The organism is Pseudomonas sp. R11-23-07 (assembly GCF_003852295.1).
Lineage (GTDB): Bacteria > Pseudomonadota > Gammaproteobacteria > Pseudomonadales > Pseudomonadaceae > Aquipseudomonas.
The window spans coordinates 983,935-1,008,129 of sequence record NZ_CP027761.1; the positions used below are offsets into that span (position 1 = coordinate 983,935).

23 protein-coding genes are annotated in these 24,195 nt (G+C 58.7%); 17 read left to right on the forward strand and 6 right to left on the reverse strand.

All coding sequences use genetic code 11. The annotated features are described in order from the left end of the window. Window positions 1-129 precede the first annotated feature (129 nt). Both C4J84_RS04265 and C4J84_RS04270 read right to left on the reverse strand, forming a co-directional pair. Window positions 130-2,526, reverse strand: a complete 2,397-nt coding sequence (locus tag C4J84_RS04265) for a hypothetical protein (RefSeq protein ID WP_124434963.1) — start codon at window positions 2,524-2,526, stop codon at window positions 130-132. 348 nt (window positions 2,527-2,874) lie between these two features. Next, on the reverse strand, window positions 2,875-3,585 hold the full coding sequence (locus C4J84_RS04270; RefSeq protein ID WP_124428676.1) for an SIMPL domain-containing protein: 711 nt from the start codon (window positions 3,583-3,585) through the stop codon (window positions 2,875-2,877). 204 nt (window positions 3,586-3,789) lie between these two features. On the opposite strand from C4J84_RS04270, the gene C4J84_RS04275 reads away from it, so the two are divergent. The 3 genes from C4J84_RS04275 (at window position 3,790) to C4J84_RS04285 (ending at window position 7,429) form a co-directional block, all read left to right on the forward strand. Beyond that, on the forward strand, window positions 3,790-5,052 hold the full coding sequence (locus tag C4J84_RS04275) for an ATP-binding protein (protein WP_124434964.1): 1,263 nt from the start codon (window positions 3,790-3,792) through the stop codon (window positions 5,050-5,052). Next, a complete protein-coding gene (locus C4J84_RS04280; RefSeq protein ID WP_010565532.1) occupies window positions 5,045-5,605 on the forward strand; it encodes a response regulator transcription factor in 561 nt (186 codons plus the stop codon). Before C4J84_RS04275 ends, C4J84_RS04280 begins: the two co-directional genes overlap by 8 nt. A 99-nt stretch (window positions 5,606-5,704) precedes the next feature. Beyond that, window positions 5,705-7,429 carry an ABC transporter ATP-binding protein/permease gene (locus C4J84_RS04285; protein ID WP_124434965.1) on the forward strand — a complete coding sequence of 575 codons (1,725 nt, stop codon included), beginning with the start codon at window positions 5,705-5,707 and terminating at the stop codon, window positions 7,427-7,429. 193 nt (window positions 7,430-7,622) lie between these two features. Here the strand turns inward: C4J84_RS04285 and C4J84_RS04290 are convergent, their stop codons facing one another. Next, window positions 7,623-8,060 (reverse strand): YhcB family protein, encoded by a 438-nt coding sequence (locus tag C4J84_RS04290; RefSeq protein WP_124434966.1) that lies wholly within the window; start codon window positions 8,058-8,060, stop codon window positions 7,623-7,625. A gap of 146 nt (window positions 8,061-8,206) precedes the next feature. Between C4J84_RS04290 and C4J84_RS04295 the strand changes: the two genes are divergently transcribed. From C4J84_RS04295 to zapE, 3 genes are all read left to right on the forward strand, one after another. Continuing rightward, window positions 8,207-8,836, forward strand: coding sequence for an alpha/beta hydrolase (locus C4J84_RS04295; protein WP_124361281.1), 630 nt, complete (start codon window positions 8,207-8,209; stop codon window positions 8,834-8,836). A gap of 24 nt (window positions 8,837-8,860) precedes the next feature. Beyond that, entirely contained in the window at window positions 8,861-10,216 is a 1,356-nt protein-coding gene (locus tag C4J84_RS04300) for a tryptophan--tRNA ligase (protein ID WP_124434967.1), read from the forward strand. Window positions 10,217-10,295: 79 nt separating this feature from the next. After that, window positions 10,296-11,390: a cell division protein ZapE gene (gene zapE, locus C4J84_RS04305; RefSeq protein WP_124434968.1), complete on the forward strand. Its 1,095-nt coding sequence runs from the start codon at window positions 10,296-10,298 to the stop codon at window positions 11,388-11,390. A gap of 129 nt (window positions 11,391-11,519) precedes the next feature. Here zapE and C4J84_RS04310 read toward each other — a convergent pair whose 3' ends face one another. Beyond that, window positions 11,520-12,440, reverse strand: coding sequence for a GlxA family transcriptional regulator (locus C4J84_RS04310; RefSeq protein ID WP_177412769.1), 921 nt, complete (start codon window positions 12,438-12,440; stop codon window positions 11,520-11,522). Window positions 12,441-12,660: 220 nt separating this feature from the next. Here C4J84_RS04310 and C4J84_RS04315 point away from each other — a divergent pair, with 220 nt between their 5' ends. Next, complete coding sequence (locus C4J84_RS04315; protein ID WP_124434969.1) at window positions 12,661-13,797, forward strand: acyl-CoA dehydrogenase family protein; 1,137 nt, start codon at window positions 12,661-12,663, stop codon at window positions 13,795-13,797. Window positions 13,798-13,913: 116 nt separating this feature from the next. Here the strand turns inward: C4J84_RS04315 and C4J84_RS04320 are convergent, their stop codons facing one another. Next, a complete protein-coding gene (locus C4J84_RS04320; RefSeq protein ID WP_124365822.1) occupies window positions 13,914-14,954 on the reverse strand; it encodes an NADP(H)-dependent aldo-keto reductase in 1,041 nt (346 codons plus the stop codon). Between the two features lie 250 nt (window positions 14,955-15,204). Here C4J84_RS04320 and rplM point away from each other — a divergent pair, with 250 nt between their 5' ends. The 8 genes from rplM to C4J84_RS04360 all read left to right on the forward strand — a co-directional run bounded on the left by rplM (window position 15,205) and on the right by C4J84_RS04360 (window position 21,000). Beyond that, entirely contained in the window at window positions 15,205-15,633 is a 429-nt protein-coding gene (rplM, locus tag C4J84_RS04325; protein WP_003171742.1) for a 50S ribosomal protein L13, read from the forward strand. 14 nt (window positions 15,634-15,647) lie between these two features. Continuing rightward, window positions 15,648-16,040, forward strand: coding sequence for a 30S ribosomal protein S9 (gene rpsI, locus C4J84_RS04330; RefSeq protein WP_003216038.1), 393 nt, complete (start codon window positions 15,648-15,650; stop codon window positions 16,038-16,040). 266 nt (window positions 16,041-16,306) lie between these two features. Continuing rightward, window positions 16,307-16,900 (forward strand): ubiquinol-cytochrome c reductase iron-sulfur subunit, encoded by a 594-nt coding sequence (gene petA / locus C4J84_RS04335; protein ID WP_034118089.1) that lies wholly within the window; start codon window positions 16,307-16,309, stop codon window positions 16,898-16,900. Next, the gene (locus C4J84_RS04340; RefSeq protein ID WP_003171746.1) at window positions 16,900-18,111 is read left to right on the forward strand and encodes a cytochrome bc complex cytochrome b subunit; all 1,212 of its coding nucleotides are present in this window, start codon (window positions 16,900-16,902) and stop codon (window positions 18,109-18,111) included. Before petA ends, C4J84_RS04340 begins: the two co-directional genes overlap by 1 nt. Further along, entirely contained in the window at window positions 18,111-18,890 is a 780-nt protein-coding gene (locus C4J84_RS04345) for a cytochrome c1 (protein ID WP_124369650.1), read from the forward strand. The genes C4J84_RS04340 and C4J84_RS04345 overlap by 1 nt, the downstream gene beginning before the upstream one ends. Before the next feature lie 147 nt (window positions 18,891-19,037). Then, complete coding sequence (locus C4J84_RS04350) at window positions 19,038-19,655, forward strand: glutathione S-transferase N-terminal domain-containing protein (RefSeq protein WP_124361287.1); 618 nt, start codon at window positions 19,038-19,040, stop codon at window positions 19,653-19,655. Between the two features lie 17 nt (window positions 19,656-19,672). Then, a complete protein-coding gene (locus C4J84_RS04355; RefSeq protein WP_124403078.1) occupies window positions 19,673-20,092 on the forward strand; it encodes a ClpXP protease specificity-enhancing factor in 420 nt (139 codons plus the stop codon). A gap of 158 nt (window positions 20,093-20,250) precedes the next feature. Further along, complete coding sequence (locus C4J84_RS04360; protein ID WP_124434970.1) at window positions 20,251-21,000, forward strand: FadR/GntR family transcriptional regulator; 750 nt, start codon at window positions 20,251-20,253, stop codon at window positions 20,998-21,000. 10 nt (window positions 21,001-21,010) lie between these two features. On the opposite strand, the gene C4J84_RS04365 is transcribed toward C4J84_RS04360, so the two are convergent. Further along, a complete protein-coding gene (locus C4J84_RS04365) occupies window positions 21,011-21,199 on the reverse strand; it encodes a hypothetical protein (RefSeq protein WP_124369651.1) in 189 nt (62 codons plus the stop codon). 580 nt (window positions 21,200-21,779) lie between these two features. Here C4J84_RS04365 and kdgD point away from each other — a divergent pair. Next, window positions 21,780-22,691 (forward strand): 5-dehydro-4-deoxyglucarate dehydratase, encoded by a 912-nt coding sequence (gene kdgD, locus C4J84_RS04370; protein ID WP_057724545.1) that lies wholly within the window; start codon window positions 21,780-21,782, stop codon window positions 22,689-22,691. Window positions 22,692-22,745: 54 nt separating this feature from the next. Continuing rightward, window positions 22,746-24,191: an aldehyde dehydrogenase family protein gene (locus C4J84_RS04375; RefSeq protein WP_124369652.1), complete on the forward strand. Its 1,446-nt coding sequence runs from the start codon at window positions 22,746-22,748 to the stop codon at window positions 24,189-24,191. The last annotated feature ends 4 nt before the right edge of the window (window positions 24,192-24,195 follow it).

Sequence of the window (24,195 nt, forward strand, 5' to 3'; positions counted from 1 at the left end):
AAATTGCCGTCTGCACGGTTCAGGCAGCGCACATGTTTTGGTCAGGGCGCTTAGGATCAGCTTATAAAAAAATGCACGGAGAGCGAAAGTTTGACGATGTAAGGGTGTACATGGAAAGAGGCACGACCCTCATCGTGATGCGCTACGTTGGTCGAAGCGAACGGGGTTGTATTCAAAGGTCCACCACTTCCAGGGGTTCCAGTATGGGTTTTTCTTCAAGGTTCTGAAGTGCTTCATTACATCTTCATTAACATCGCGTTCGGCGAGAAGTCTGATGTCATTTCTGAGGCTGTCCGTCATCGTGATGTTTTTTTGTTTGGCTTGGTGTACATAGTGGTTTTCAATTCTGTCGGTGAAGCGCTTTATTGCTTCCGGCGTCACGCCCACCGTTACCGTGCCTTTATAACCTTTTACGGGGCGATCTATGAGTCGCTGGAACTCGGCGGCAAAGGAGGCGGTACCGCCATCTGCAGAGCCGCATGATAGAAGGCGAATGTTTCCATAGTCTTGTGGGTTTATGCCTTGAAAACGTAAGGTGTCGAGTAAATCCTGTGGGGTATTAAGTTCCCCGTCATATATAACTTTAGCGATACCTGTGGTGGGATCGGATAGGCCATGCACCAGTATGTTCAAACGAGTGTCCTTGCCCAGCTTGGTGCTATCTACAAAGGTGTAGAGTTGCTCATCGATTTCCTTGAGTTGGCTTATTTTTCCATCCAGCGTGCTGAAATTGTTTTTATCGGAGAATAATTCATCAATGCTTGGCGAGTCCTGGCGTGAAATCAGTTGTCTGAGGGTGGCGATTTTTTCGTCGGTCAAGTGGGGTGTGGACAGGGTGTCGTTGTCTGGCGACGGCGTTAGCCCCGCATCGACGGGGTCTGCCTGATTTGAAGCTTTGCTCACCCGCACTAATTCCAACTGATGTGTTTGCTCATCGGACTGCCACCTGTAATGCGCGCCATTAGAGAAGTTCACCGGCGGTGCTTCTGCCCCGTGCACTCCAATGGGTGCAAGTTCGTGCGCCAGTTGCAGGCCGGATATGACTGCCGCGGCATTGCCGCCAACCCGATCCTCTGCGGTCTGGCCATAGAGGCCATCGTGCACGCCGAAAACGATATTGCCTGCATTGCCAACGATGGGTAAGTAACCAAAGGTGTTGCCCCAAAACTCTTTTGCCTCTTTCCAGTGTTGCTGAGAGGCGCCAAATACCTCGGTTTGGTCTGCCCACAATGCATTTTTCGCATTCATCGCCTGATAGTGAGGGGCAATGCCGTTTTTGAGGTCACCGAATTTCAGGTAGTAATCGCTGTCGCGCGATTGTGCGTAATTGAATAATTCTCGGACCGGCACGGCCTTATCCGAGAGGGGCCCCTTTCTCCCCGGAAACGTGGAATGCTTGTCTAGAATCAAAGCGGTGAGTACGTAGCCGGCGCTTACCCAGTGAGCGTCGTGACCGCCTTGCCTATCGCGGGCGTTGAAACGGTTGAGTAATTGGGCATGGTTATGTTTAGCCCAGTTGGCGAAGTTGTCATCTCCGTCTATTTCACTGACGGTGCCGTTCTTCAAATCGATCATCAGGCCTTTGTTGGGGCGGTGATCGTAATCACCGTGGTAATTGATGTAGGGAATAAAGGCATACCCGGCCAATGGATAGCCGTATAGGTTCGGAATGACGGCGTTCCCATGGTTTTCCAGTGTGCGAGTAATGGCAGCCTGAGCGGCAGGGGTCAAACGTTCATAACTGTGTTTGTCGTCACGTAGACTTTGCAATGTTCCCTGCAACACATAGGCGTCTGCTTCGCCCGAGCGTTTTGCAAGTGCTCCCGAAGCGTCGCGCAGGGGGACGGCGACATCATGTTCCCAATGATCTTGCAAATGGCTGCCCAGCACTTCCAGTTCGTCGATTTTATTTTTGTCTTGCGCACTGATTTGCATACCCTGGAAGTTCAGCGGGCCACCCCTTGGAACCTTGTCATGGGCAAATGCTCCGGCTGCAATTTCCCAGGCAAAGTAGGTGTGTACGTCCCTATTGGTTTCCTCCTGGGGTTTGCCCATTCCTACATAGGAGTAGAAGGTGACCGTGACTTTCTCGTGGGGGTCGTAGCCAGCTGCCAACAACCCACCGCTGAAGTAACCAGCAGGTTCGAGGAACGGGCGAGTGTGCTGGAACTTGGTATTGCGCTCACCCTCGCTGTCGCTTTCGATGTGCTTGATTTGCGTGGCGACACGATCGGCGTAGGCTTGGATACGCTGCTCGCGTTCGTGCTGCGTATAGTTCGCCGTTGGCGGAATAGCGTTGACTGAACCGTAGATGACGGTCTTGGAAGTATCAAGCTCATGCTCGGGTGTCGGTGCTGGAACTGCATACAGTCCGAGCGAATTCTTAGGAGGGGGTGAGTCTACCCTTTCTTCCAGTGCCCTTTTTTGCGCTGTGTGGGAGTCATCTATCCCCCGTCGCTGACGATTGTTCGTGGGCGGTGTGGGGAAGGGGGTAGGCGTGGGAACGAGAGACGCCGCTATATTCATGATCAACTCACATTAATGATTGGATTAATAATCGCCGTTGACCGAAAAACAAAAGAATCGATCTGCGCAATGTTCTGTGGTTGGGATGTGTGTTAGTTGGATGGTTGTTCGATGCTCTGTTTCAAGGTAGTCGTGGACGCTACAGTGGGTGGGTAATGAGGGGGCTTAAGTTCCGAGCTTATATCGAGGGTTTTTAACGAGAAGTCTCTAGGGTGTAACGGGGGAGTTGGAGGAAAGTAACTGTAGTCTAAAGCCTTTGAGTTTGTCGTAACGGTTCTGGTGTTCCGTAGGCGGCAATAAAAAAGGCGTAACCCTTAAAGGATTACGCCCTGTTGGTATGTCGAAAACTTATTGCAAAACTTCAATGACACCGTCTGCGCTCATGTTGACTTGACTGGTGCCGGCCTCCACTTCAGGCGTGGGTGCTGAATCGGCCATGGCCGCTTTCATCATCATGCCACCGCGCGCGTAAGGCATCGGATAGCCGTTGGTGTTGAAGTTCAGGTTGACGATCTTGTAACCCTTGCCGCCCAGCGCATCGGTGGCCAGTTGCGCGCGGGCCTTGAATGCGGCAACCGCGTCCTTGAGCAGTGCGTCTTCGCTGGCCTTGCGCGTGTTGTCAGCGATGGCGAAGTCCATGTTGTCCATTTTCAGGGTGTTCAACAGCTCGCCGGTGAGCTTGGACAGCGCCGGGAAGTCCGCGCTTTCCAGGCGCAGTTCGGCGCGTTCGCGCCAGCCGGTGATTTTCTGGTTCTTGCTGTCGTAGATCGGGTAGCTGTTGCGGCTGCCCTGGCGCAGGGTCACGGCCTTGACTTCGCGAGCCTGGCCCAGCGCCTGGTTCATGGTGGTGGTGATTTCAGCGGCAAGCTTGGCCGGGTCGGCGTTTTGCGCTTCGGTGTAGAGGGTGACGATCATCTTGTCGCGTGCCACTTCCTGGCTGACTTCGGCGCGCAGCGAGATCTGGTTGTAATGCAGTTCATCGGCGGCCATGGCCGGCAGGCTGGCCAGGGCGCTGGCGCCGAGGGTGAGAACAGCTGCACTGCGAGTGAAACGAGACATGAAAGCTCCTTGAGATTGTCGTGTTCGGTATGACTGTAGACGGTAGCATCGGGTTCTTCGGGTTTACACATTCCCTACATCTTGTAGCAGCCCCGACGAGCGGTCATCTGCGCGCCTGCGTCAAAGAGCCACACGCGCCGTGCCAGGCGGTCTGCTTCGTTTATACTCGTGCCGATCCGCCTGCAGCGCTCATCGGGAGAGCTCATGCTCGCCGCCGTAAAACTGACTTCCGCCACCCGCCAGAACCTCTGGCGCCTGACGTTCATTCGCACCCTGGTCTTGGCCGCACAGGCGGGTTCCGTCGGGCTCGCCTATTGGTTCGACCTGTTGCCGCTGCCCTGGCTGCAACTGGCGGTGACCCTCGGGTTCTCCACCGTGCTGTGTGCGTTTACCGCCATCCGGTTGCGCACCACGTGGCCGGTCACGGAGTTGGAATATGCCCTGCAATTGGCGTGCGACCTGTTTATCCACAGTGTGTTGCTGTATTTCTCCGGCGGTTCCACCAACCCGTTCGTGTCTTATTACCTGGTGCCACTGACCATTGCCGCCGTGACGTTGCCGTGGCGCTATTCGGTGGTGCTGTCGGGTATCGCGTTGACGCTGTACACCTTGCTGCTGGCGCAGTTCTATCCTTTGCAGACGTTTCCCATCGCCCGGGAAAACCTGCAGATCTACGGGATGTGGCTGAGCTTTGCGCTGTCCGCCGCAGTGATCACCTTTTTTGCCGCGCGCATGGCCGAAGAGTTGCGCCGCCAGGAAGAACTGCGCGCAATTCGCCGTGAAGAAGGCCTGCGCGACCAGCAATTGCTGGCCGTCGCCACTCAGGCCGCAGGTGCTGCCCATGAGTTGGGCACGCCGCTGGCGACCATGAGCGTGCTGCTCAAGGAGATGACCCAGGACCATCACGACCCGGCGTTGCAGGATGACCTCAGCGTGCTGCAGGAACAGGTCAAGCAGTGCAAATTGACCCTGCAGCAACTGGTACGCGCCGCCGAAGCCAATCGACGCCTGGCGGTAGACATGCAGGATGTCACCCAGTGGCTCGACGAAGCGCTGAATCGTTGGCACCTGATGCGTCCCGAAGCCAGTTACCGTTTCAGCCTGTTGGGCCAGGGCAGCGTACCGCGCATGGCGCCGCCGCCTGACCTCACCCAGGCCTTGCTCAACCTGCTGAACAATGCGGCCGACGCCTGCCCCGAAGGCCTGGGCGTGCAGTTGGACTGGGACGCGGAAAACGTCACCATCAGCATTCGTGACCACGGCGCGGGCGTGCCGCTGGCCATTGCCGAGCAGATCGGCAAACCGTTCTTTACCACCAAGGGCAAAGGCTTCGGCCTCGGCCTGTTTTTGAGCAAGGCCAGCGTGACCCGCGCGGGCGGCTCAGTGAAGCTCTATAGTCATGAGGAAGGTGGCACGCTCACCGAGCTGCGCCTGCCCCGTGTCGCACGAGGAGATATCGATGAGTGACGAGATCCAAGTCGAAGGCGAAGAACTGCCGCATCTGTTGCTGGTAGATGATGACGCCACCTTTACCCGCGTGATGGCCCGCGCCATGAGCCGTCGCGGTTTTCGCGTCAGCACTGCGGGCTCAGCCGAAGAGGGCCTGGCCATCGCCCAGGCCGACCTGCCGGACTACGCCGCGCTCGACCTGAAAATGGACGGCGACTCGGGCCTGGTGCTGTTGCCCAAGCTGCTCGAACTCGACCCGGAAATGCGCGTGGTGATCCTCACCGGTTATTCCAGCATCGCCACCGCCGTCGAAGCGATCAAGCGTGGCGCGTGCAACTACCTGTGCAAGCCGGCGGATGCCGATGACGTGCTCGCCGCGCTGCTTTCCGAGCACGCTGACCTCGACACCCTGGTGCCGGAAAACCCCATGTCGGTCGACCGCCTGCAGTGGGAACACATCCAGCGCGTACTGACCGAGCATGAAGGCAACATCTCCGCCACTGCTCGCGCCCTGGGCATGCACCGGCGTACGTTGCAGCGCAAACTGCAGAAGCGCCCGGTACGGCGCTGAACGAAGACTGAACAATCTGCCTCAGGCTGCACGGAGCCGTGAACCGATCGCCTATGATCGGTTCAAACGCCTGTCATAATTTCCTACCGAGCCTGAACGATGAATCAGAACGCTGAATACTCCGCGGTCAATGATGCGGTGCGTGGGCAATTCTTCCGCCGAACCTGGGCGATGATCACGCCGTATTGGCGCAGTGAAGAGAAGGGCCGGGCCTGGTTGCTGCTGGCTGCCGTGATTGGTTTGTCGCTGTTCAGCGTGGCGATCTCGGTGTGGATCAACCACTGGTACAAGGATTTCTACAACGCCCTGGAAAAGAAGGACACGGCCGCCTTCTGGCAATTGATCGGTTACTTCGGCGGCATCGCGGCCGTGGCGATCCTCGGCGCGGTGTATCGCTTGTACCTGACCCAGATGCTCACCATTCGCTGGCGTGCCTGGCTGACCGAAAAGCACTTCGCGCGCTGGCTTGCCCACAAGAACTACTACCAGCTGGAGCAGGGCGGCTACACCGACAACCCGGACCAGCGGATTTCCGAAGACCTCAATACCTTTACCACCAGCACCTTGAGCCTGGGCCTGGGACTGCTGCGCAACGTGGTCAGCCTGGTGTCGTTCTCGATCATCCTGTGGGGCGTGTCGGGCAGCATCGAAGTGTTCGGCATCACCATTCCCGGCTACATGTTCTGGTGTGCGCTGCTGTATGCCGCCGTGGGCAGTTGGCTGACGCACCTGATCGGGCGACGCTTGATCGGCTTGAACAACCAGCAACAGCGCTTCGAAGCGGACCTGCGTTTCTCCATGGTGCGGGTGCGTGAAAATGCTGAAAGCATCGCCCTCTACAACGGCGAGCCGAATGAAAAGCAGCGCCTGAGCTCGCGCTTCGGCAAGGTCTGGCACAACTTCTGGGACATCATGAAAGTGTCCAAGCGCCTGACCTTCTTCACCGCCGGCTACAGCCAGATAGCCATTATCTTCCCGTTTATCGTCGCCGCGCCGCGCTACTTCACCGGCAAGATCGAACTGGGCGAGCTGATGCAAATCAACTCGGCGTTTGGCAATGTGCAGGAAAACTTCAGTTGGTTCATCAACGCCTACTCGGAACTGGCGGCGTGGCGTGCCACCAGCGACCGTCTGCTGAGTTTCCAGCAGGCCATGAGCGACAACGAGGAGCGCGCCCCGGCCATCGATGTGCGCCCTGAAGGCGAACACCTGGTGATCAAGAATCTGGGCATGGACCTGGCCGATGGTCGTCACTTGCTTACCGACGCCGACATGATCGTGGAGCCGGGTCAGCGCGTGATGCTCAGTGGGCGTTCCGGCAGCGGTAAAAGTACGCTGCTGCGCGCAATGGGCCATTTGTGGCCAGCAGGGCATGGCAGCATTCGCCTGCCGGCGACGCGTTATCTGTTTTTGCCGCAGAAGCCTTATTTACCGATTGGCACGTTGAAGGCAGTGTTGAGTTATCCACAAGAGGACAGCGCCTACCCTGCGCAACGTTATGCACAGGTACTGGAAACCTGCCGCCTGCCGCATCTGGTCAGCCGTCTGGATGAAGCCAACCACTGGCAGCGCATGCTCTCGCCGGGCGAGCAGCAGCGCCTGGCCTTCGCCCGCGCCTTGTTGTTCGCGCCGCAATGGCTGTACATGGACGAAGCCACCTCGGCCATGGACGAAGAGGATGAAGCGACGCTGTATCAGGCGTTGATCGATGAACTGCCGGGGTTGAGCATCGTCAGCGTTGGTCATCGCAGCAGCCTCAAGCGCTTCCATGGACGGCATGTGCGGATCGAGGGTGGGCGGTTGCAGGAACAGCAGCCAGCCTAAGGTCATGTGGGGTCAAGTGTGGGAGGGGGCTTGCTCCCGATTGCGGTGTGTCAGTCACCTACTTTGAGTCTGACACGCCGCCATCGGGAGCAAGCCCCCTCCCACATTGGATCTTCACTGAGCAACAGAAACGGCCCAATAAAAAGCCCGGCTGATCATCGATCAGCCGGGCTTTGTGTTGCTGGAAGCTAACTTACTTCTTCAAGCCGTATTGTTCATCCAACATGCCTGGGGCGTCCGGCGTTTTTGGCGCGTAGTCCCGTGGCGGTTCCTGGTTTTCCCGGGGCGGGGTCAGGCGTTCCCGTGGGGTCTGCGGTGCATCGGAATGCAACGCGGCCAGCAGGCGCTGGCGGGTGATGTCGTCGAGGGCCAGGCGGTTAGCGCCATCGGCGAGATGATCCTGTACTTCCTGGTAGCTCTGGGTGAGCTTCTTGACCAGGGTCGCGGTGCTGTTGAAGTGGGTAACAACCTCGTTCTGATAACTGTCAAAACGTTCCTGAATGTCATCCAGCTGACGCTGCGTGCGGTTAGGCGCGGCATTCGGCAGCAGGCGAGCAACCAGGAATCCAATGGCGACACCGGCAACCAGGGCAAGAGTCGGCAACAACCAAACTAAGAGCGAGTGTTCCACGAGTCCTTCCTCTATAAACGGCTTTGCTTTACGTTAACGGCTCAAACCTGCGCTGTATACCGCGATTAAGCTCGCAATGATGCCATGCACAGACTTTTAGCTAGACGAGTCGACCCCTTGAGAGGTCACGGAGTTCATCCTTGCTCATGCGTGAAACCCCCGTTTTGATCGATGGCCCGGTGGGCCAATTGGAAGCCCTGTACCTGGATCACCCCGCCCCACGCGGCCTGGCGCTGATCTGCCACCCTAACCCGGTGCAGGGCGGGACCATGCTCAATAAAGTTGTCTCGACCCTGCAACGTACCGCCCGTGATGCCGGCTTGATTACGTTGCGTTTCAATTATCGTGGCGTCGGCGCGAGTGCCGGTAGCCACGACATGGCCAGCGGCGAAGTTGACGATGCCGAAGCGGCCGCCACGTGGCTGCGGGAAAAACACCCTGATCTGCCGCTCACCCTGCTGGGCTTTTCCTTCGGTGGCTATGTGGCCGCCAGCCTCGGCGGGCGCCTGGAAGCCAAGGGCGAGAAGCTGGCGCACCTGTTCATGGTGGCTGCCGCAGTGATGCGCCTGCGTGACACGGATGTGCTGCCACATGATTGTCCGTTGACGCTAATCCAGCCGGAAACCGACGAAGTGGTCGACCCGCAAGTCGTCTACGACTGGTCTGGCGCCCTGAAACGCCCCCATGAGCTGCTGAAAGTGGCAGAATGCGGACACTTTTTTCACGGCAAGCTCACCGATCTGAAGGATCTGGTGCTGCCGCGCCTCTCGAATTGATAGCAGTCTGATAAGCGATTACCCATGACGACGCGTACCCGTATCCTCACCGGCATCACCACCACCGGCACGCCGCACCTGGGCAACTACGCCGGTGCGATCCGCCCGGCGATCCTTGCCAGCCAGGACGCCAATGCCGATTCCTTCTACTTCCTGGCCGACTACCACGCCCTGATCAAATGCGATGACCCGCAGCGCATCCAGCGTTCGCGTATGGAAATCGCCGCGACCTGGCTGGCCGGTGGCCTGGATGTGAACCGGGTGACGTTCTATCGCCAGTCCGACATCCCCGAGATTCCCGAGCTGACCTGGCTGCTGACCTGCGTGGCCGCCAAGGGCCTGCTCAACCGCGCCCATGCCTACAAGGCCTCGGTGGACAAGAACGTAGAGAGCGGCGAAGACCCGGATGCGGGCATCACCATGGGCCTGTACAGCTATCCGGTGCTGATGGCAGCGGACATCCTGATGTTCAACGCGCACAAGGTGCCAGTGGGCCGTGACCAGATCCAGCACGTGGAAATGGCCCGTGATATCGGCCAGCGTTTCAACCATCTGTTCGGCAACGGTAAAGAATTCTTCACCATGCCCGAGGCGTTGATCGAAGAAAGCGTTGCCACCTTGCCGGGCCTGGATGGCCGCAAGATGTCCAAGAGCTATGACAACACCATCCCGTTGTTCACCAGCGCCAAGGACATGAAGGAGGCGATCTCGCGGATCGTCACCGACTCGCGCGCGCCCGGCGAGGCGAAGGACCCGGACACGTCCCACCTGTTCACCCTGTACCAGGCATTTGCGAGCAAGGCCCAGGAGCAAGAGCTGCGCAGTGAACTGCTGCAAGGCCTGGGCTGGGGTGAGGCGAAGAATCGTCTGTTCCAGTTGCTGGATGGGCAATTGGGTGAAGCGCGCGAGCGTTACCACCAACTGATGTCGCGCCCGTCAGACATGGAAGATCTGCTGCTGGTCGGTGCCAAGAAGGCCCGTGCCGTGGCGGCACCGTTCCTCGCCGAGCTGCGCGAAGCGGTGGGCTTGCGTTCGTTCGTCAACCAGACTGCGGCGCCGGTTGTCACCAAGAAAAAGCCGGCGAAGGCCGCGCGCTTCGTGAGCTTTCGTGAAGACGACGGCAGCTTCCGCTTCCGCCTGTTGGCCGCCGACGGCGAGCAACTGCTGCTGTCGCGCACCTTCGCCGATGGCAAGGCGGCGGGCGCGGTGACCAAACAATTGCAAAGCGGCGGTACCTTGGACATACGCACCCAAGCCCTGGGCTTCAGCGTATGGCTGGGCGACGCGGCCGTGGCCGACAGCGCCGAGTTCGCCGACAGCGCGTCCCGTGACGCCGCCATCGCCGCCTTGCGCGTCGCGCTGACACCCTCCGAGGATTAACCCGACCAAGGGTTGATTGCCATTATCCAGGGCCGTCGTTACAGTGACGGCCCGTTTTTGTTGCCTTGCTAACGAAATTATGACGCCCCTAGAACGATATCAAGCTGATCTGAAACGCCCTGACTTCTTCCATGACGCGGCTCAGGAAAATGCGGTGCGTCATTTGCAGCGCCTGTACGAAGACCTGGTTGCGGCTTCGCAAAGCAAGCAGGGCATGCTCAGCAAGCTGTTTGGCAAGAAAGACCGCACGCCGGTCAAGGGCCTGTACTTCTGGGGTGGCGTCGGCCGGGGCAAGACTTACCTGGTGGACACCTTCTTCGAAGCGCTGCCGTTCAAGGAAAAGGTCCGCACCCACTTCCACCGCTTCATGAAGCGCGTGCACGAAGAGATGAAGACCCTGCCGGGGGAGAAGAACCCGCTGACGATCATCGCCAAGCGTTTCTCCGACGAAGCGCGGGTGATTTGCTTCGATGAGTTCTTCGTCTCCGACATCACCGATGCCATGATCCTCGGCACCTTGATGGAAGAGCTGTTCAAGAACGGCGCGACCCTGGTCGCCACCTCGAACATCGTGCCCGATGGTCTCTACAAGGATGGCCTGCAGCGCGCACGCTTCCTGCCGGCCATTGCGTTGATCAAGCAGCACACCGATATCGTCAACGTCGACAGCGGCGTCGACTATCGTTTGCGTCACCTCGAGCAAGCGGAGCTGTTCCACTTCCCGCTCAATGAGGCGGCCCACGACAGCCTGAAGAAAAGCTTCCGCGCGTTGACGCCGGAATGCACCCAGGCCGTGGAAAACGATAAGTTGATGATCGAAAACCGCGAAATCATCGCCTTGCGTACCTGCGATGACGTGGCCTGGTTCGAATTCCGCCAACTGTGCGACGGCCCGCGCAGCCAGAACGACTACATCGAATTGGGCAAGATCTTCCATGCGGTGATCTTGAGCGGTGTGGAACAGATGGGCGTGACCACCGACGACATCGCGCGGCGTTTTATCAACATGGTCGACGAGTTCTATGACCGTAACGTCAAGCTGATCATCTCGGCGGAAGTCGAGCTCAAGGACCTCTACACGGGCGGTCGCTTGAACTTCGAATTCCAACGCACCTTGAGTCGTTTGCTGGAAATGCAGTCCCACGAATTCCTTTCGCGCGGACACAAACCGTAAGGCCGATGTAGATCAAAGTGTGGGAGGGGGCTTGCCCTCGATTGCGGTGGATCAGTCAGTGCATCTGTTACTGACAGACCGCTATCGGGGGCAAGCCCCCTCCCACATTTGTCCTGTATGAACCCCTGCTTACGCAGCCTGCTGGAACTGCTGGCGATACTGATTCGGCGACAACTCCGTGTGCTGTCTGAACAACCGCGCAAAGAAACTCGCATCGTCATAACCCACCTCATAGCTGATGGTCTTGATGCTCTTGCGGCTGCCCGACAGCAGACCCTTGGCCGTCTCGATGCGCAGGCGTTGCAGATAATGCAGCGGCTTGTCGCCGGTGGCGGTCTGGAAGCGTCGCATGAAGTTGCGGATGCTCATGCCGTGCTCCCGGGCGACGTCTTCAAAGCGGAACTTGTCGGCGAAGTGTTCTTCGAGCCAATGCTGGATCTGCAGGATGATCACATCCTGGTGCAGCTTCTGCCCGCCAAAACCGATACGCCCTGGCGAGTAGCTGCGCTGCACTTCATACAGGATGTCGCGGGCCACGGCCTGGGCGATGTTGGCGCCGCAGAAGCGTTCGATCAAATAAATGTAGAGGTCGCAGGCGGAGGTGGTGCCGCCGGCGCAATACAGGTTATCGGCGTCGGTCAGGTGCTTGTCCTGGTTGAGTTGCACCTTGGGGAAGCGTTCGCTGAAGGCGGTGAAGAAGCGCCAGTAGGTGGTCGCCTCCTTGCCATCGAGCAGGCCGGCTTCGGCCAGCCAGAACACACCGGTGGCTTCTCCGCACAGCACGGCGCCGCGGGCGTGCTGTTCGCGCAGCCAGGGCAGTACCTGTGGATAGCGGGTGCACAAGGCCTCGAAGTCGTCCCAGAAGGCGGGCAGCACGATGATGTCGGCATCTTCCAGGCCGCCGTCCACCGGCATGATCACATTGCTGAAGCTGCGTACCGATTGCCCGTCGGGGCTGACCAGGCGCGTCTCGAATGCGGGCGTCAGGCCCAGGCCCTGTTGCTTGCCATATCGCAGGCTGGCGAGATGGAAGAAATCCTTGGCTTGCATGAGGGTTGAAGCGAAGACCCGATCGACGGCCAGGATGCTGACGCGCCGCAAGGGCGTGGAGATTTGGTTAGACATGATTTCATTTATTCTTATAGGGGAAAGTGGTCACCAGACGGCTGGATCGTCTTATTTTTTGTCGCATGTGTCCAGTGTCCCGTGACGCATTCGCGGCATAGGCTCTGTGAGCCCGTCCTTGTCCGACAATCCTCACAGGTGAGCCATGATTCCCAGAACCTTATTTAGCCCGGAGCACGAACTCTTCCGCGAAAGCGTGCGTACCTTCCTCGAAAAAGACGCCGCGCCATTCCATGGGCAGTGGGAGAAACAGGGTTACATCGACCGCAACCTCTGGAACAAGGCGGGGGAGGCGGGGATGCTGTGTTCGCACGTACCGGAAGCATACGGCGGGCTGGGCGCGGATTTCCTTTACAGCGCGGTCGTGATCGAAGAGATCAGCCGCCTGGGCCTGACCGGCATTGGCTTTTCCCTGCATTCGGACATTGTTGCGCCGTACATCCTGCATTACGGCAGCGAAGCGCTGAAACATAAATATTTGCCCAAGCTGATCTCCGGCGAAATGGTCACGGCCATCGCCATGACCGAGCCTGGGGCCGGTTCCGACCTGCAAGGGGTCAAGACCACGGCGGTGCTGGACGGCGATGACTATGTGATTAATGGCTCCAAGACGTTCATCACCAACGGCTACCTGGCCGAGCTGGTAATCGTGGTGGCCAAGACCGACCCCAAGGCCGGCGCCAAGGGCACCAGCCTGTTCCTGGTCGAGGCCGACACGCCGGGCTTCGATAAGGGCAAGCGCCTGGAGAAGGTCGGCATGAAGGCCCAGGACACCTCGGAGTTGTTCTTTCAGGATGTACGCGTGCCCAGGGAAAACCTGCTGGGCCAGGCCGGCATGGGCTTCGCATATTTGATGCAGGAGTTGCCCCAGGAGCGGCTGACGGTGGCGATTGGTGCGCTGTCGTCAGCCGAAGCGGCGTTGCAGTGGACGCTGGATTACACCCGCGAGCGCAAGGCGTTTGGCAAGGCGATAGCCGATTTTCAAAACACCCGCTTCAAGCTGGCAGAGATGGCCACTGAGATTCAGATCGGCCGTGTGTTCGTGGACAAATGCCTGGCGCTGCACCTGGAAGGCAAGCTGGATGTGCCCACGGCGGCGATGGCCAAGTATTGGGCCACGGACCTGCAATGCAAGGTGCTCGATGAGTGCGTGCAACTGCACGGCGGCTACGGCTTCATGTGGGAATACCCGATTGCGCGGGCGTGGGCGGACGCGCGGGTGCAGCGGATTTATGCGGGGACCAATGAGATCATGAAGGAGATTATTGCGCGGGCGCTGTGATGCTCGTTCCCACGCTCCGCGTGGGAATGCCTCAGATGACGCTCCGCGTCATGGCTCTTGCAGCGGACGCGGAGCGTCCAAGCCGGCATTCCCACGCAGAGCGTGGGAACGATCAATCACGGCGCCGGATTCGGATGATCCTTCTGGATCGCCTCAATCCCTTCCAGCACCTCTTTGGACAGCTTCAGGTCAGCACTGGCAATGTTGCTGTCCAGCTGCTCCAGGCTCGTGGCCCCGATAATATTGCTGGTCACAAACGGCTGTTGCGTCACAAACGCCAACGCCATTTGCGCCGGGTCCAACCCATGCTCCCGCGCCAGTGCCACATAACGGCTGCACGCCGCTTCCGACTGTGGGTTGAAATAACGACTGAAACGGCTGTACTCCGTCAGACGCGCCTTGGCCGGGCGCGCACCGCCTTCGTACTTGCCGCTGAGCATGCCGAACGCCAGTGGCGAGTAGGCCAGCAAACCGCATTGTTCGCGGATGGCAATTTCAGCCAGGCCCACTTCAAAGCTGCGGTTGAGCAGGTTGTAGGGGTTCTGGATCGACACCGCGCGGGTCCAGCCACGGGCTTCGGCCAGGGCCAGGAATTTCATGGTGCCCCACGGGGTTTCGTTGGACAGGCCAATGTGGCGGATCTTGCCGGCCTTGACCTGCTCATCCAGCGCTTCAAGGGTTTCCTCCAGTGGGGTGAGGTCGTCTTCGTCCTTGTGTTTGTAGCTCAACTGGCCAAAGAAATTGGTACTGCGCTCCGGCCAGTGCAACTGATAGAGGTCGATCCAGTCGGTCTGCAGGCGCTTGAGACTGGCGTCGAGGGCGTCGACGATATGCTTGCGGTTGTGGCGCAGGTAGCCATCGCGGATATAGTCGATGGTGTTGCCGGGGCCCGCGATCTTGCTGGCGAGGATCCAGTCGGCGCGATCGCCACGGCTCTTGAAGTAATTACCGATATAACGCTCGGTGGTGGCGTAGGTCTCGGCCTTGGGCGGTACCGGGTACATTTCTGCCGTGTCGAGGAAGTTGATGCCCGCGGCCTTGGCCCGTTCGATCTGTGCGAAGGCCTCTGGCTCGCTGTTCTGCTCGCCCCAGGTCATGGTGCCCAAGGCAATCGCGCTCACGTTCAGATCGGTCCGGCCCAGCTGTCGATAATCCATCGGGTACTCCTTCAGGGGAAAACATTCATAAAAGCAGGTTGAATTTTTTTTCGCAATCTGCATAATTGCCCACCTCTTTCTGCAGTGGAAGTGATGCGCCGTCTGCCGAAGAATCTTGCCGTTGAACGGACGCGCTGACCCGAGCCCCCGATAGCGTCTGTATCCGGCTGCCTTTGACCTTGTCAAAGTACGCACTATTCAGTAAGATCCGCCGTCTAATTTACAGGGCGGCCCCTGAGGCTATTAAAGAATGACAACTTTTACTGCAAAACCGGAAACAGTTCAGCGCGACTGGTTTGTCGTCGACGCCGCTGGTCAGACCCTGGGTCGTCTGGCCACTGAAGTCGCCAGCCGTCTGCGTGGCAAGCACAAGCCTGAATACACCCCGCACGTTGATACCGGTGACTACATTGTCATCATCAACGCTGAGCAGGTACGTGTTACCGGCAACAAAGCGCAAGACAAAATGTACTACCGTCACTCCGGTTTCCCAGGCGGTATCAAGTCTTCCAACTTTGAAGGCCTGATCTCCAAGAAGCCTGAAGCCCCGATCGAAATCGCGGTCAAAGGCATGCTGCCTAAGGGCCCACTGGGTCGCGATATGTTTCGCAAGCTGAAAGTCTATGCGGGCGCTGTACACCCTCATGCTGCTCAGCAGCCCCAAGAACTGAAGTTTTAACGGAATAGTTCATTATGTCGGCGACTCAAAATTACGGCACTGGCCGTCGCAAAACCGCAACCGCACGCGTTTTCCTGCGTCCGGGCACTGGTAACATCTCGATCAACAACCGCACTCTGGAAAATTTCTTCGGCCGCGAAACTGCCCGCATGGTAGTTCGTCAGCCGCTGGAACTGACCGAGACTGTTGAAAAGTTCGACATCTACGTCACCGTTATCGGTGGCGGTGTAAGTGGTCAAGCTGGCGCAATCCGCCACGGTATCACTCGCGCTCTGATGCAGTACGACGAAACCCTGCGTGGCGCTCTGCGCAAAGCTGGCTTCGTTACTCGCGATGCTCGTGAAGTTGAACGTAAGAAAGTCGGTCTGCGTAAAGCGCGTAAGCGTCCGCAGTACTCGAAGCGTTAATTCGCTTTACGTTCCACAAAAACGCCCAGCCTCCTCACGGAGCTGGGCGTTTTTTATTGCCTGCGATTTATGCACATTTTTCGCCGTGACAACTTGCCACATCCACAGACCCCCTATACTACAAGGCCTGGGGGTGGTGGCCTGGGCAATTCCCTTGTCATCCGTGGGGCTTTTCATTACCATCCGTCAAAATTTTTATAAGTAAAGATTCAACACTTAGTAGACGCCTGATTTAACAGGCCAAAAAGCTGATGGGAGAGGACTGAATGAGCAATGACGGCGTGAATGCAGGCCGGCGTCGCTTCTTGGTAGCAGCCACATCCGTGGTGGGTGCTGCAGGAGCGGTGGGGGCTGCGGTCCCGTTCGTGGGGTCATGGTTTCCCAGTGCCAAGGCGAAAGCCGCAGGTGCACCGGTGAAGGTGAATGTCAGCAAGATCGAGCCAGGGCAGCAGATGATTGCTGAATGGCGCGGCCAGCCGGTATTCATTGTTCGTCGTACCGAGGAAATCCTGGGGAATCTGAAAAAGATCGAAGGCCAGTTGTCTGACCCTAAATCCGAGAATTCCGACCAGCCCGCCTACGCCAAGAACGAAGTGCGTTCGATCAAGCCAGAGATCCTGTTGCTGGTAGGTCTGTGTACCCACCTGGGTTGCTCACCCACCTTCCGCCCGGAAGTCGCTCCTGTCGACTTGGGCAAGGACTGGGTCGGCGGTTATTTCTGCCCGTGTCACGGTTCTCATTACGACCTTGCCGGCCGTGTCTACAAGTCTCAGCCCGCGCCCCTGAACCTGCCGGTTCCTCCGCACACCTACGAAACTGACGACCTCATTGTCATTGGCCTCGATAAGGAGAACGCGTGATGAGCAAGTTCATGGATTGGGTGGATGCGCGTTTCCCCGCCACCAAAATGTGGGAAGACCATCTCAGCAAATATTACGCGCCAAAAAACTTCAACTTCTTCTACTTCTTCGGCTCCCTGGCACTGCTGGTGCTGGTCAACCAGATCGTCACCGGTGTGTGGTTGACGATGAGCTACACGCCGTCTGCGGAAGAGGCGTTCGCCTCCGTCGAATACATCATGCGTGACGTCGAGTACGGCTCGATCCTGCGCCTGCTGCACTCCACCGGCGCGTCGGCGTTCTTCATCGTCGTCTACCTGCATATGTTCCGTGGCTTGCTCTACGGCTCGTACCAGAAGCCGCGCGAGCTGGTGTGGGTGTTCGGCATGCTGATCTACCTGGCGCTGATGGCCGAAGCTTTCATGGGCTATCTGCTGCCGTGGGGCCAGATGTCGTACTGGGGTGCCCAGGTGATCATCTCGCTGTTCGGGGCGATCCCGGTGATCGGCAACGACCTGACCCAGTGGATTCGTGGTGACTACCTGATCTCCGGCATTACCCTGAACCGCTTCTTTGCCTTGCACGTTGTCGCCTTGCCGATCGTGATCCTGGGCCTGGTGGTGCTGCACATCCTGGCGCTGCATGAAGTGGGCTCCAACAACCCGGATGGCGTGGATATCAAGAAGCATAAGGACGAGAACGGCATCCCGCTCGATGGCATTCCATTCCACCCTTATTACACCGTGAAAGACATTGTCGGCGTGGTCGTGTTCCTCTTCGTCTTCTGCTCGATCGTGTTCTTTTTCCCGGAGATGGGTGGTTATTTCCTCGAGAAGCCTAACTTCGAACAAGCCAACGCGTTCAAGACGCCCGAGCACATTGCCCCGGTCTGGTACTTCACGCCGTTCTACGCAATCCTGCGTGCGATCCCCGACAAACTCATGGGCGTGATCGCCATGGGCGCGGCGATCGCGGTGCTGTTCGTGCTGCCGTGGCTGGATCGCAGCCCGGTCAAGTCCATGCGCTACAAGGGCTGGCTGAGCAAGATCTGGCTGTGGGTGTTCTGCATTGCATTCGTGATCCTGGGCGTGCTGGGCGTATTGGCGCCGACCCCTGAGCGCACGTTGCTGTCGCAGGTCTGCACCTTCCTGTACTTCGCCTACTTCATTCTGATGCCGTTCTACACCCGGCTCGAGAAGACCAAACCGGTTCCGGAAAGGGTGACTGGCTGATGAAAAAATTATTTGCTGCATTAGTGCTTGCGGCCCTGCCGCTCCTGTCTTTGGCTGCCGAGCATGGCGCGGAACTGGAAAAAGTCGACATCGACGTCGCCGATAAAGCCGCTTTGCAAGATGGTGCACGTACCTTTGCCAACTACTGCATGGGCTGCCACAGCGCCAAGTTCCAGCGCTACGAGCGGGTTGCCGATGACTTGGGCATTCCCCATGAGTTGATGCTGGAGAAACTGGTGTTCACCGGGGCCAAGGTCGGCGACCACATGAACATCGGCATGAAACCGGCAGACGCCAAGGCTTGGTTCGGCGCAGCACCGCCCGACCTGACCCTGGTGGCGCGCGTGCGTGGCACCGACTGGCTCTATGGCTACCTCAAATCCTTCTACGAAGACCCCGCCCGGCCTTGGGGCGTGAACAACAAAGTGTTCCCGAACGTCGGCATGCCTAACGTTCTGGTCGGCCTGCAGGGGCGCCAAGTGGTAGGATGCAAGCAAGTCCAGGTCGTTGAAGACGGCAAGAAGCAATATGATCCGTTGACCGGCACGCCGCTGACCCATGAAGCGTGCGATCAACTGACCATCGTGCCCAAGACCGGTACGCTGAATGAAGAGCAGTTCGACGAGAAGGTCAAGAACCTGGTGACCTTCCTGGCCTACTCGGCCAACCCGGTCAAACTGCAGCACCAGCGCATCGGTACCTACGTCTTGCTGTACCTGGCTTTCTTCTTCGTATTCGCCTATCTGCTCAAGCGCGAGTACTGGAAGGATGTGCATTGATCCAACCGTAAGCAATTGCTGTTAATCTTGCGCGCCCAGCGGCATCTCTGAACACGTAGCGTCGGTTGTTCCGGACGTTACAGAGATGCTCCCTGGGCGCGCTCGTTTTTGAGCTTTCGATAATTTCAACAAGCGAGGAGGACCGCCATGGGCGTGACCAACCGGTTGGCCTGTTACTCCGACCCCGCCGACCACTATTCCCACCGAGTACGCATCGTGCTCGCAGAGAAGGGTGTCAGCGCCGAGATCATCAGTGTGGAAGCGGGCCGTCAGCCGCCGAAACTGATCGAAGTGAACCCTTACGGCAGCTTGCCCACCCTGGTCGATCGTGACCTGGCGTTGTGGGAGTCAACCGTGGTGATGGAATACTTGGATGAGCGTTACCCGCATCCGCCTTTGCTGCCGGTGTACCCGGTGGCGCGTGCCAACAGCCGCCTGCTGATCCATCGGATCCAGCGTGACTGGTGCCGGCTGGTGGATGTGATTCTGGATTCACGCAGCAAAGAGCCGGCCCGTGTCGTGGCGCGCAAGGAATTGCGCGAAAGCCTGACCGGCGTTTCGCCGCTGTTCGCCGACAAGCCTTTTTTCCTCAGTGAGGAACAAAGCTTGGTGGATTGCTGCCTATTACCCATACTCTGGCGCTTGCCGATTATGGGCATTGAACTGCCGCGGCCTGCCAAGCCGCTGCTTGATTACATGGAGCGCCAGTTTGCGCGTGAGGCTTTCCAGGCGAGTCTGTCTGGTGTCGAACGCGATATGCGCTAAGGCTTAAGGAGCCGCTGATGAACTCCAGTCGACCCTACCTGGTCCGCGCGCTCTATGAGTGGATTGTGGACAACGATTGCACCCCGCACATGCTGGTCAATTCCGAATTTCCTGCGGTGCAGGTTCCGCAGGGTTTTGCCAGTGACGGACAGATTGTATTGAACGTATCGCCCAGTGCCGTGCGCCACCTGCACATGGACAACGAAGCGGTCAGCTTCGAAGGGCGTTTCGGCGGCGTGCCGCATACGCTGTTTGTGCCGATTGGCGCCATCCTCGGGATTTATGCCCGTGAGAATGGCCAAGGCATGGTGTTCGATCTGGAGTCGCCTTTCGAGGATGACGAAACGATCGAAAGCGAAGGCGGCGATGATGTGCCGCCACCCGATAACGAGCCACCGCGCCCTACGGGCCGGCCGAGCTTGAAAGTGGTGAAGTAAGCGGCTGCTGCCTTCGGGCGAGCCTGAAAAATGCCTCGGCGGTTGCCGGGGCATTTTTTTGCCTGCCGCGCAGAAGTGAAAGTCTCGACAGGAACGGTGATCGTACAACCGCCATGGGCTATGATGCGTCTTCAGTTCGCCGAGAAAGATGATCCATCATGGAAAACGCCAACGCCGCCCCACGTCTGCCCCGCAAGCGCCGCAGCCTTGCCCAGGAATTGGTCACGGTGTTGTCCGAACAAATCCGCGACGGCCAGCTCAAGCGTGGCGACAAGCTGCCCACTGAGTCGGCGATCATGGAGGCCCATGGTGTGAGTCGTACCGTGGTGCGCGAGGCCATCTCGCGCTTGCAGGCGGCGGGGCAGGTGGAGACGCGTCACGGTATCGGTACGTTTGTATTGGACACGCCAAGCCCGAGCGGTTTCCGGATCGATCCGGCCACCGTGGTGACGTTGCGCGATGTGTTGGCGATTCTGGAGTTGCGGATCAGCCTGGAAGTGGAATCGGCAGGCCTGGCTGCCTTGCGCCGCAGTGACGAGCAGCTGGCGGCGATGCGTGCGGCCCTCGATGCCTTGAATGAAAGCGCGGCCCATGCGGGTGATGCGGTGGCGTCAGACTTTGCGTTCCACCTGGAAATAGCGCTGTCCACCGGCAACCGTTATTTCACCGACATCATGACCCACCTGGGCACCAGCATCATTCCGCGTACCCGCCTGAATTCGGCGCGTCTGGCCCATGATGACCAGCAGCATTACATGGGGCGCTTGAGTCGCGAGCATGAAGAGATTTATGAGGCTATCGCGCGCCAGGATTCGGATGCGGCGCGTGCGGCCATGCGCTTGCATTTGACGAATAGTCGGGAGCGGCTGCGCCATGCCCATGAAGAGGCAGAGGCGCAGCGTGGGTGAGCTGACGTGTTCAGGCTAGATCGAATTCTATTCCTGTAACGCTGCCATCAGCGTCATAAACGAACGTCTTTTTCAGTACTTCCCAAACCTGCCCATCCAGATTCAGAAAATCACCTTTGTTCGGTAATTCCTCAATACTAATGTTCGCAGTGCTATTTTTCTTGGTGCCTTTGAATTTGACCGGGATTTTAGTTGTCATGATCAAGCCTCATTGAGCAGGAACAAAATAGGGTAGTGCCCGCACGTTGCCTATGCTCCCTGCAAGTGCGTGTGGGCTTGACCACGTTAGGGGGCCTGAGGGTGGGGAGGGTACTGTCAGAATTCACAGTTCTGACGAGCGGTATCAAGCACGGCCATGGTCCTGCCCAGCCACGGAAGAGGCGTGCCGGTTTTGTCATCCTTGAGTAACTCGTGCGTACTCCATCGCCCCCCATCACCTGTCCCGCTTGTCGTTCAGATCATTCACATCCTTGCGGCGCAATTCATGGCGTACGCCATTTCCAATGCCTGGTCGGTACCGGTTTGATGAGCGGCCACCGCCTGTTGCAAGGGCGCGCTATGTCGTAAGACATCGTTCTAGTTGGCTGTGTGCATATACAGTCAGGCCGAGAGTTAAGGACAAACCCGTAGATCAAGAAGTCTGCTTCATCGGCAAGCTTGAGGTGGACACTGACGATTTGCAGTTGACGAATCTTTTTATAGTTGTACGATGACGTACGACATCACCAAAACCAACAATAACCTTTCGACAGAAAGTCTTTACCCAGGGTGTTCGAATAATGAATCCACAAGAACTGAAGTCCATCCTCTCCCACGGTCTGCTGTCTTTTCCGGTGACCGATTTCAACGCCCAGGGTGACTTTCACCAGGCGGGCTATATCAAGCGTCTGGAATGGCTTGCCCCATACGGCGCCACCGCGCTGTTCGCTGCGGGCGGCACCGGTGAGTTTTTCTCCCTGGCCGCCAGCGAATATTCCCAAGTGGTGAAGACCGCTGTTGATACCTGCGCCACCAGCGTGCCGATTCTTGCCGGTGTCGGGGGCGCGACCCGTCAGGCCATCGAATACGCTCAAGAGGCCGAGCGCCTGGGTGCCAAGGGCTTGCTGCTGCTGCCGCACTACCTGACTGAAGCCAGCCAGGACGGGGTTGCCGCCCACGTTGAAGCGGTGTGCAAATCGGTCAAGATCGGCGTGGTGGTGTACAACCGCAATGTCTGCCGCTTGACCGCGCCGCTGCTCGAGCGCCTCGCCGAGCGTTGCCCGAACCTGATCGGCTACAAGGATGGCCTGGGTGACATCGAGTTGATGGTGTCGATCCGCCGTCGTCTCGGCGACCGTTTCAGCTACCTCGGCGGTCTGCCGACCGCAGAGGTTTACGCCGCTGCCTACAAGGCCCTGGGCGTGCCGGTGTACTCCTCGGCGGTGTTCAACTTCATCCCGAAAACCGCGATGGATTTCTACCACGCGATCGCCAAGGATGATCACGCCACTGTCTCCCGGATCATCGACGATTTCTTCCTGCCCTACCTGGACATCCGTAACCGCAAGGCCGGTTACGCCGTGAGCATCGTCAAGGCAGGTGCGAAAATCGCCGGCTATGACGCCGGCCCGGTGCGCACCCCGCTGACCGACCTGCTGCCGGAAGAATACGAAGCCCTGGCCGCGCTGATCGACAAGCAAGGCGCGCAATAACTTATCAACAAGGCCGCTGAGCAATCAGCGGCCTTTTGCGTCAGGAGAAGATTCGTGTCCCAAGCAAAACGTTTCGAGAACTACATCAACGGTGAATGGGTTACCGGCACCGACTACTGCACCAATATCAACCCGTCGGACCTTTCCGATGTGATTGGCGAATACGCCAAGGCCGACGTCGCCCAAGTCAACGCCGCTATCGAGGCCGCCCGCGCCGCATTTCCGGCCTGGTCCACCTCCGGCATCCAGGCGCGCCATGATGCGCTGGACAAAGTCGGCAGCGAAATCCTCGCCCGCCGTGAAGAGCTTGGCACCCTGCTGGCCCGGGAAGAGGGCAAGACCCTGCCCGAAGCCATCGGTGAGGTGACCCGCGCCGGTAACATCTTCAAATTCTTCGCCGGTGAATGCCTGCGCCTGTCCGGCGACTACGTGCCGTCGGTGCGCCCGGGCGTCAATGTAGAAGTTACCCGTGAAGCCCTCGGCGTGGTCGGCTTGATCACCCCATGGAACTTCCCGATCGCCATCCCGGCCTGGAAAATCGCCCCGGCCCTGGCCTATGGCAACTGTGTGGTGATCAAGCCGGCCGAACTGGTGCCCGGCTGTGCCTGGGCCCTGGCCGACATCATTTCCCGCGCCGGTTTCCCTGCCGGGGTGTTCAACCTGGTGATGGGCAGCGGCCGCGTTGTGGGCGATGTGTTGGTCAACAGCCCGAAAGTCGACGGCATCAGCTTCACCGGTTCGGTGGGCGTGGGCCGTCAGATCGCCGTCAGTTGCGTGTCGCGCCAGGCCAAGGTGCAGTTGGAAATGGGCGGCAAGAACCCGCAGATCATTCTCGACGACGCCGACCTCAAGCAGGCAGTCGAGCTGTCGGTGCAGAGCGCGTTCTACTCCACCGGCCAGCGTTGCACTGCATCCAGCCGCCTGATCGTCACCGCCGGCATCCACGACCAGTTTGTCGCGGCCATGGCCGAGCGCATGAAGTCGATCAAAGTCGGCCACGCACTCAACAGCGGTACCGACATCGGCCCGGTGGTCTCCCAGGCCCAGTTGGACCAGGACATGAAGTACATCGACATCGGCCAGAGCGAAGGTGCGCGGCTGGTCAGCGGTGGCGGTCTGGTGACCTGCGATACCGAAGGCTACTACCTGGCGCCGACGCTGTTTGCCGACAGCGAAGCCGCCATGCGCATCAGCCGTGAAGAAATCTTCGGCCCGGTCGCCAACGTGGTGCGCGTGGCCGACTACGAGGCGGCGTTGGCCATGGCCAACGACACCGAGTTCGGTTTGTCGGCGGGCATTGCCACTACGTCGTTGAAGTACGCCAACCACTTCAAGCGTCATTCCCAGGCCGGCATGGTCATGGTCAATTTGCCCACCGCCGGCGTGGACTACCACGTTCCGTTCGGTGGCCGTAAGGGTTCGTCCTACGGTTCGCGTGAGCAAGGTCGCTATGCGCAAGAGTTCTACACCGTGGTGAAAACCAGCTACATCGGTTCGTAATACG

Excerpts from the sequence above, each read along its gene's own strand:
- C4J84_RS04300 (WP_124434967.1), top strand. The coding sequence starts at position 8,861 with ATGACGACGCGTACCCGTATCCTCACCGGCATCACCACCACCGGCACG.
- C4J84_RS04295 (WP_124361281.1), top strand. The coding sequence starts at position 8,207 with ATGCGTGAAACCCCCGTTTTGATCGATGGCCCGGTGGGCCAATTGGAA.
- C4J84_RS04315 (WP_124434969.1), top strand. The coding sequence starts at position 12,661 with ATGATTCCCAGAACCTTATTTAGCCCGGAGCACGAACTCTTCCGCGAA.
- C4J84_RS04285 (WP_124434965.1), top strand. The coding sequence starts at position 5,705 with ATGAATCAGAACGCTGAATACTCCGCGGTCAATGATGCGGTGCGTGGG.
- rplM (WP_003171742.1), top strand. The coding sequence starts at position 15,205 with ATGACAACTTTTACTGCAAAACCGGAAACAGTTCAGCGCGACTGGTTT.
- rpsI (WP_003216038.1), top strand. The coding sequence starts at position 15,648 with ATGTCGGCGACTCAAAATTACGGCACTGGCCGTCGCAAAACCGCAACC.
- C4J84_RS04365 (WP_124369651.1), bottom strand. The coding sequence starts at position 21,199 with ATGACAACTAAAATCCCGGTCAAATTCAAAGGCACCAAGAAAAATAGC.
- C4J84_RS04360 (WP_124434970.1), top strand. The coding sequence starts at position 20,251 with ATGGAAAACGCCAACGCCGCCCCACGTCTGCCCCGCAAGCGCCGCAGC.
- C4J84_RS04310 (WP_177412769.1), bottom strand. The coding sequence starts at position 12,440 with ATGCAAGCCAAGGATTTCTTCCATCTCGCCAGCCTGCGATATGGCAAG.
- kdgD (WP_057724545.1), top strand. The coding sequence starts at position 21,780 with ATGAATCCACAAGAACTGAAGTCCATCCTCTCCCACGGTCTGCTGTCT.
- C4J84_RS04340 (WP_003171746.1), top strand. The coding sequence starts at position 16,900 with ATGAGCAAGTTCATGGATTGGGTGGATGCGCGTTTCCCCGCCACCAAA.
- C4J84_RS04350 (WP_124361287.1), top strand. The coding sequence starts at position 19,038 with ATGGGCGTGACCAACCGGTTGGCCTGTTACTCCGACCCCGCCGACCAC.
- petA (WP_034118089.1), top strand. The coding sequence starts at position 16,307 with ATGAGCAATGACGGCGTGAATGCAGGCCGGCGTCGCTTCTTGGTAGCA.
- C4J84_RS04280 (WP_010565532.1), top strand. The coding sequence starts at position 5,045 with ATGAGTGACGAGATCCAAGTCGAAGGCGAAGAACTGCCGCATCTGTTG.
- C4J84_RS04270 (WP_124428676.1), bottom strand. The coding sequence starts at position 3,585 with ATGTCTCGTTTCACTCGCAGTGCAGCTGTTCTCACCCTCGGCGCCAGC.
- zapE (WP_124434968.1), top strand. The coding sequence starts at position 10,296 with ATGACGCCCCTAGAACGATATCAAGCTGATCTGAAACGCCCTGACTTC.
- C4J84_RS04345 (WP_124369650.1), top strand. The coding sequence starts at position 18,111 with ATGAAAAAATTATTTGCTGCATTAGTGCTTGCGGCCCTGCCGCTCCTG.
- C4J84_RS04355 (WP_124403078.1), top strand. The coding sequence starts at position 19,673 with ATGAACTCCAGTCGACCCTACCTGGTCCGCGCGCTCTATGAGTGGATT.
- C4J84_RS04265 (WP_124434963.1), bottom strand. The coding sequence starts at position 2,526 with ATGAATATAGCGGCGTCTCTCGTTCCCACGCCTACCCCCTTCCCCACA.
- C4J84_RS04275 (WP_124434964.1), top strand. The coding sequence starts at position 3,790 with ATGCTCGCCGCCGTAAAACTGACTTCCGCCACCCGCCAGAACCTCTGG.
- C4J84_RS04320 (WP_124365822.1), bottom strand. The coding sequence starts at position 14,954 with ATGGATTATCGACAGCTGGGCCGGACCGATCTGAACGTGAGCGCGATT.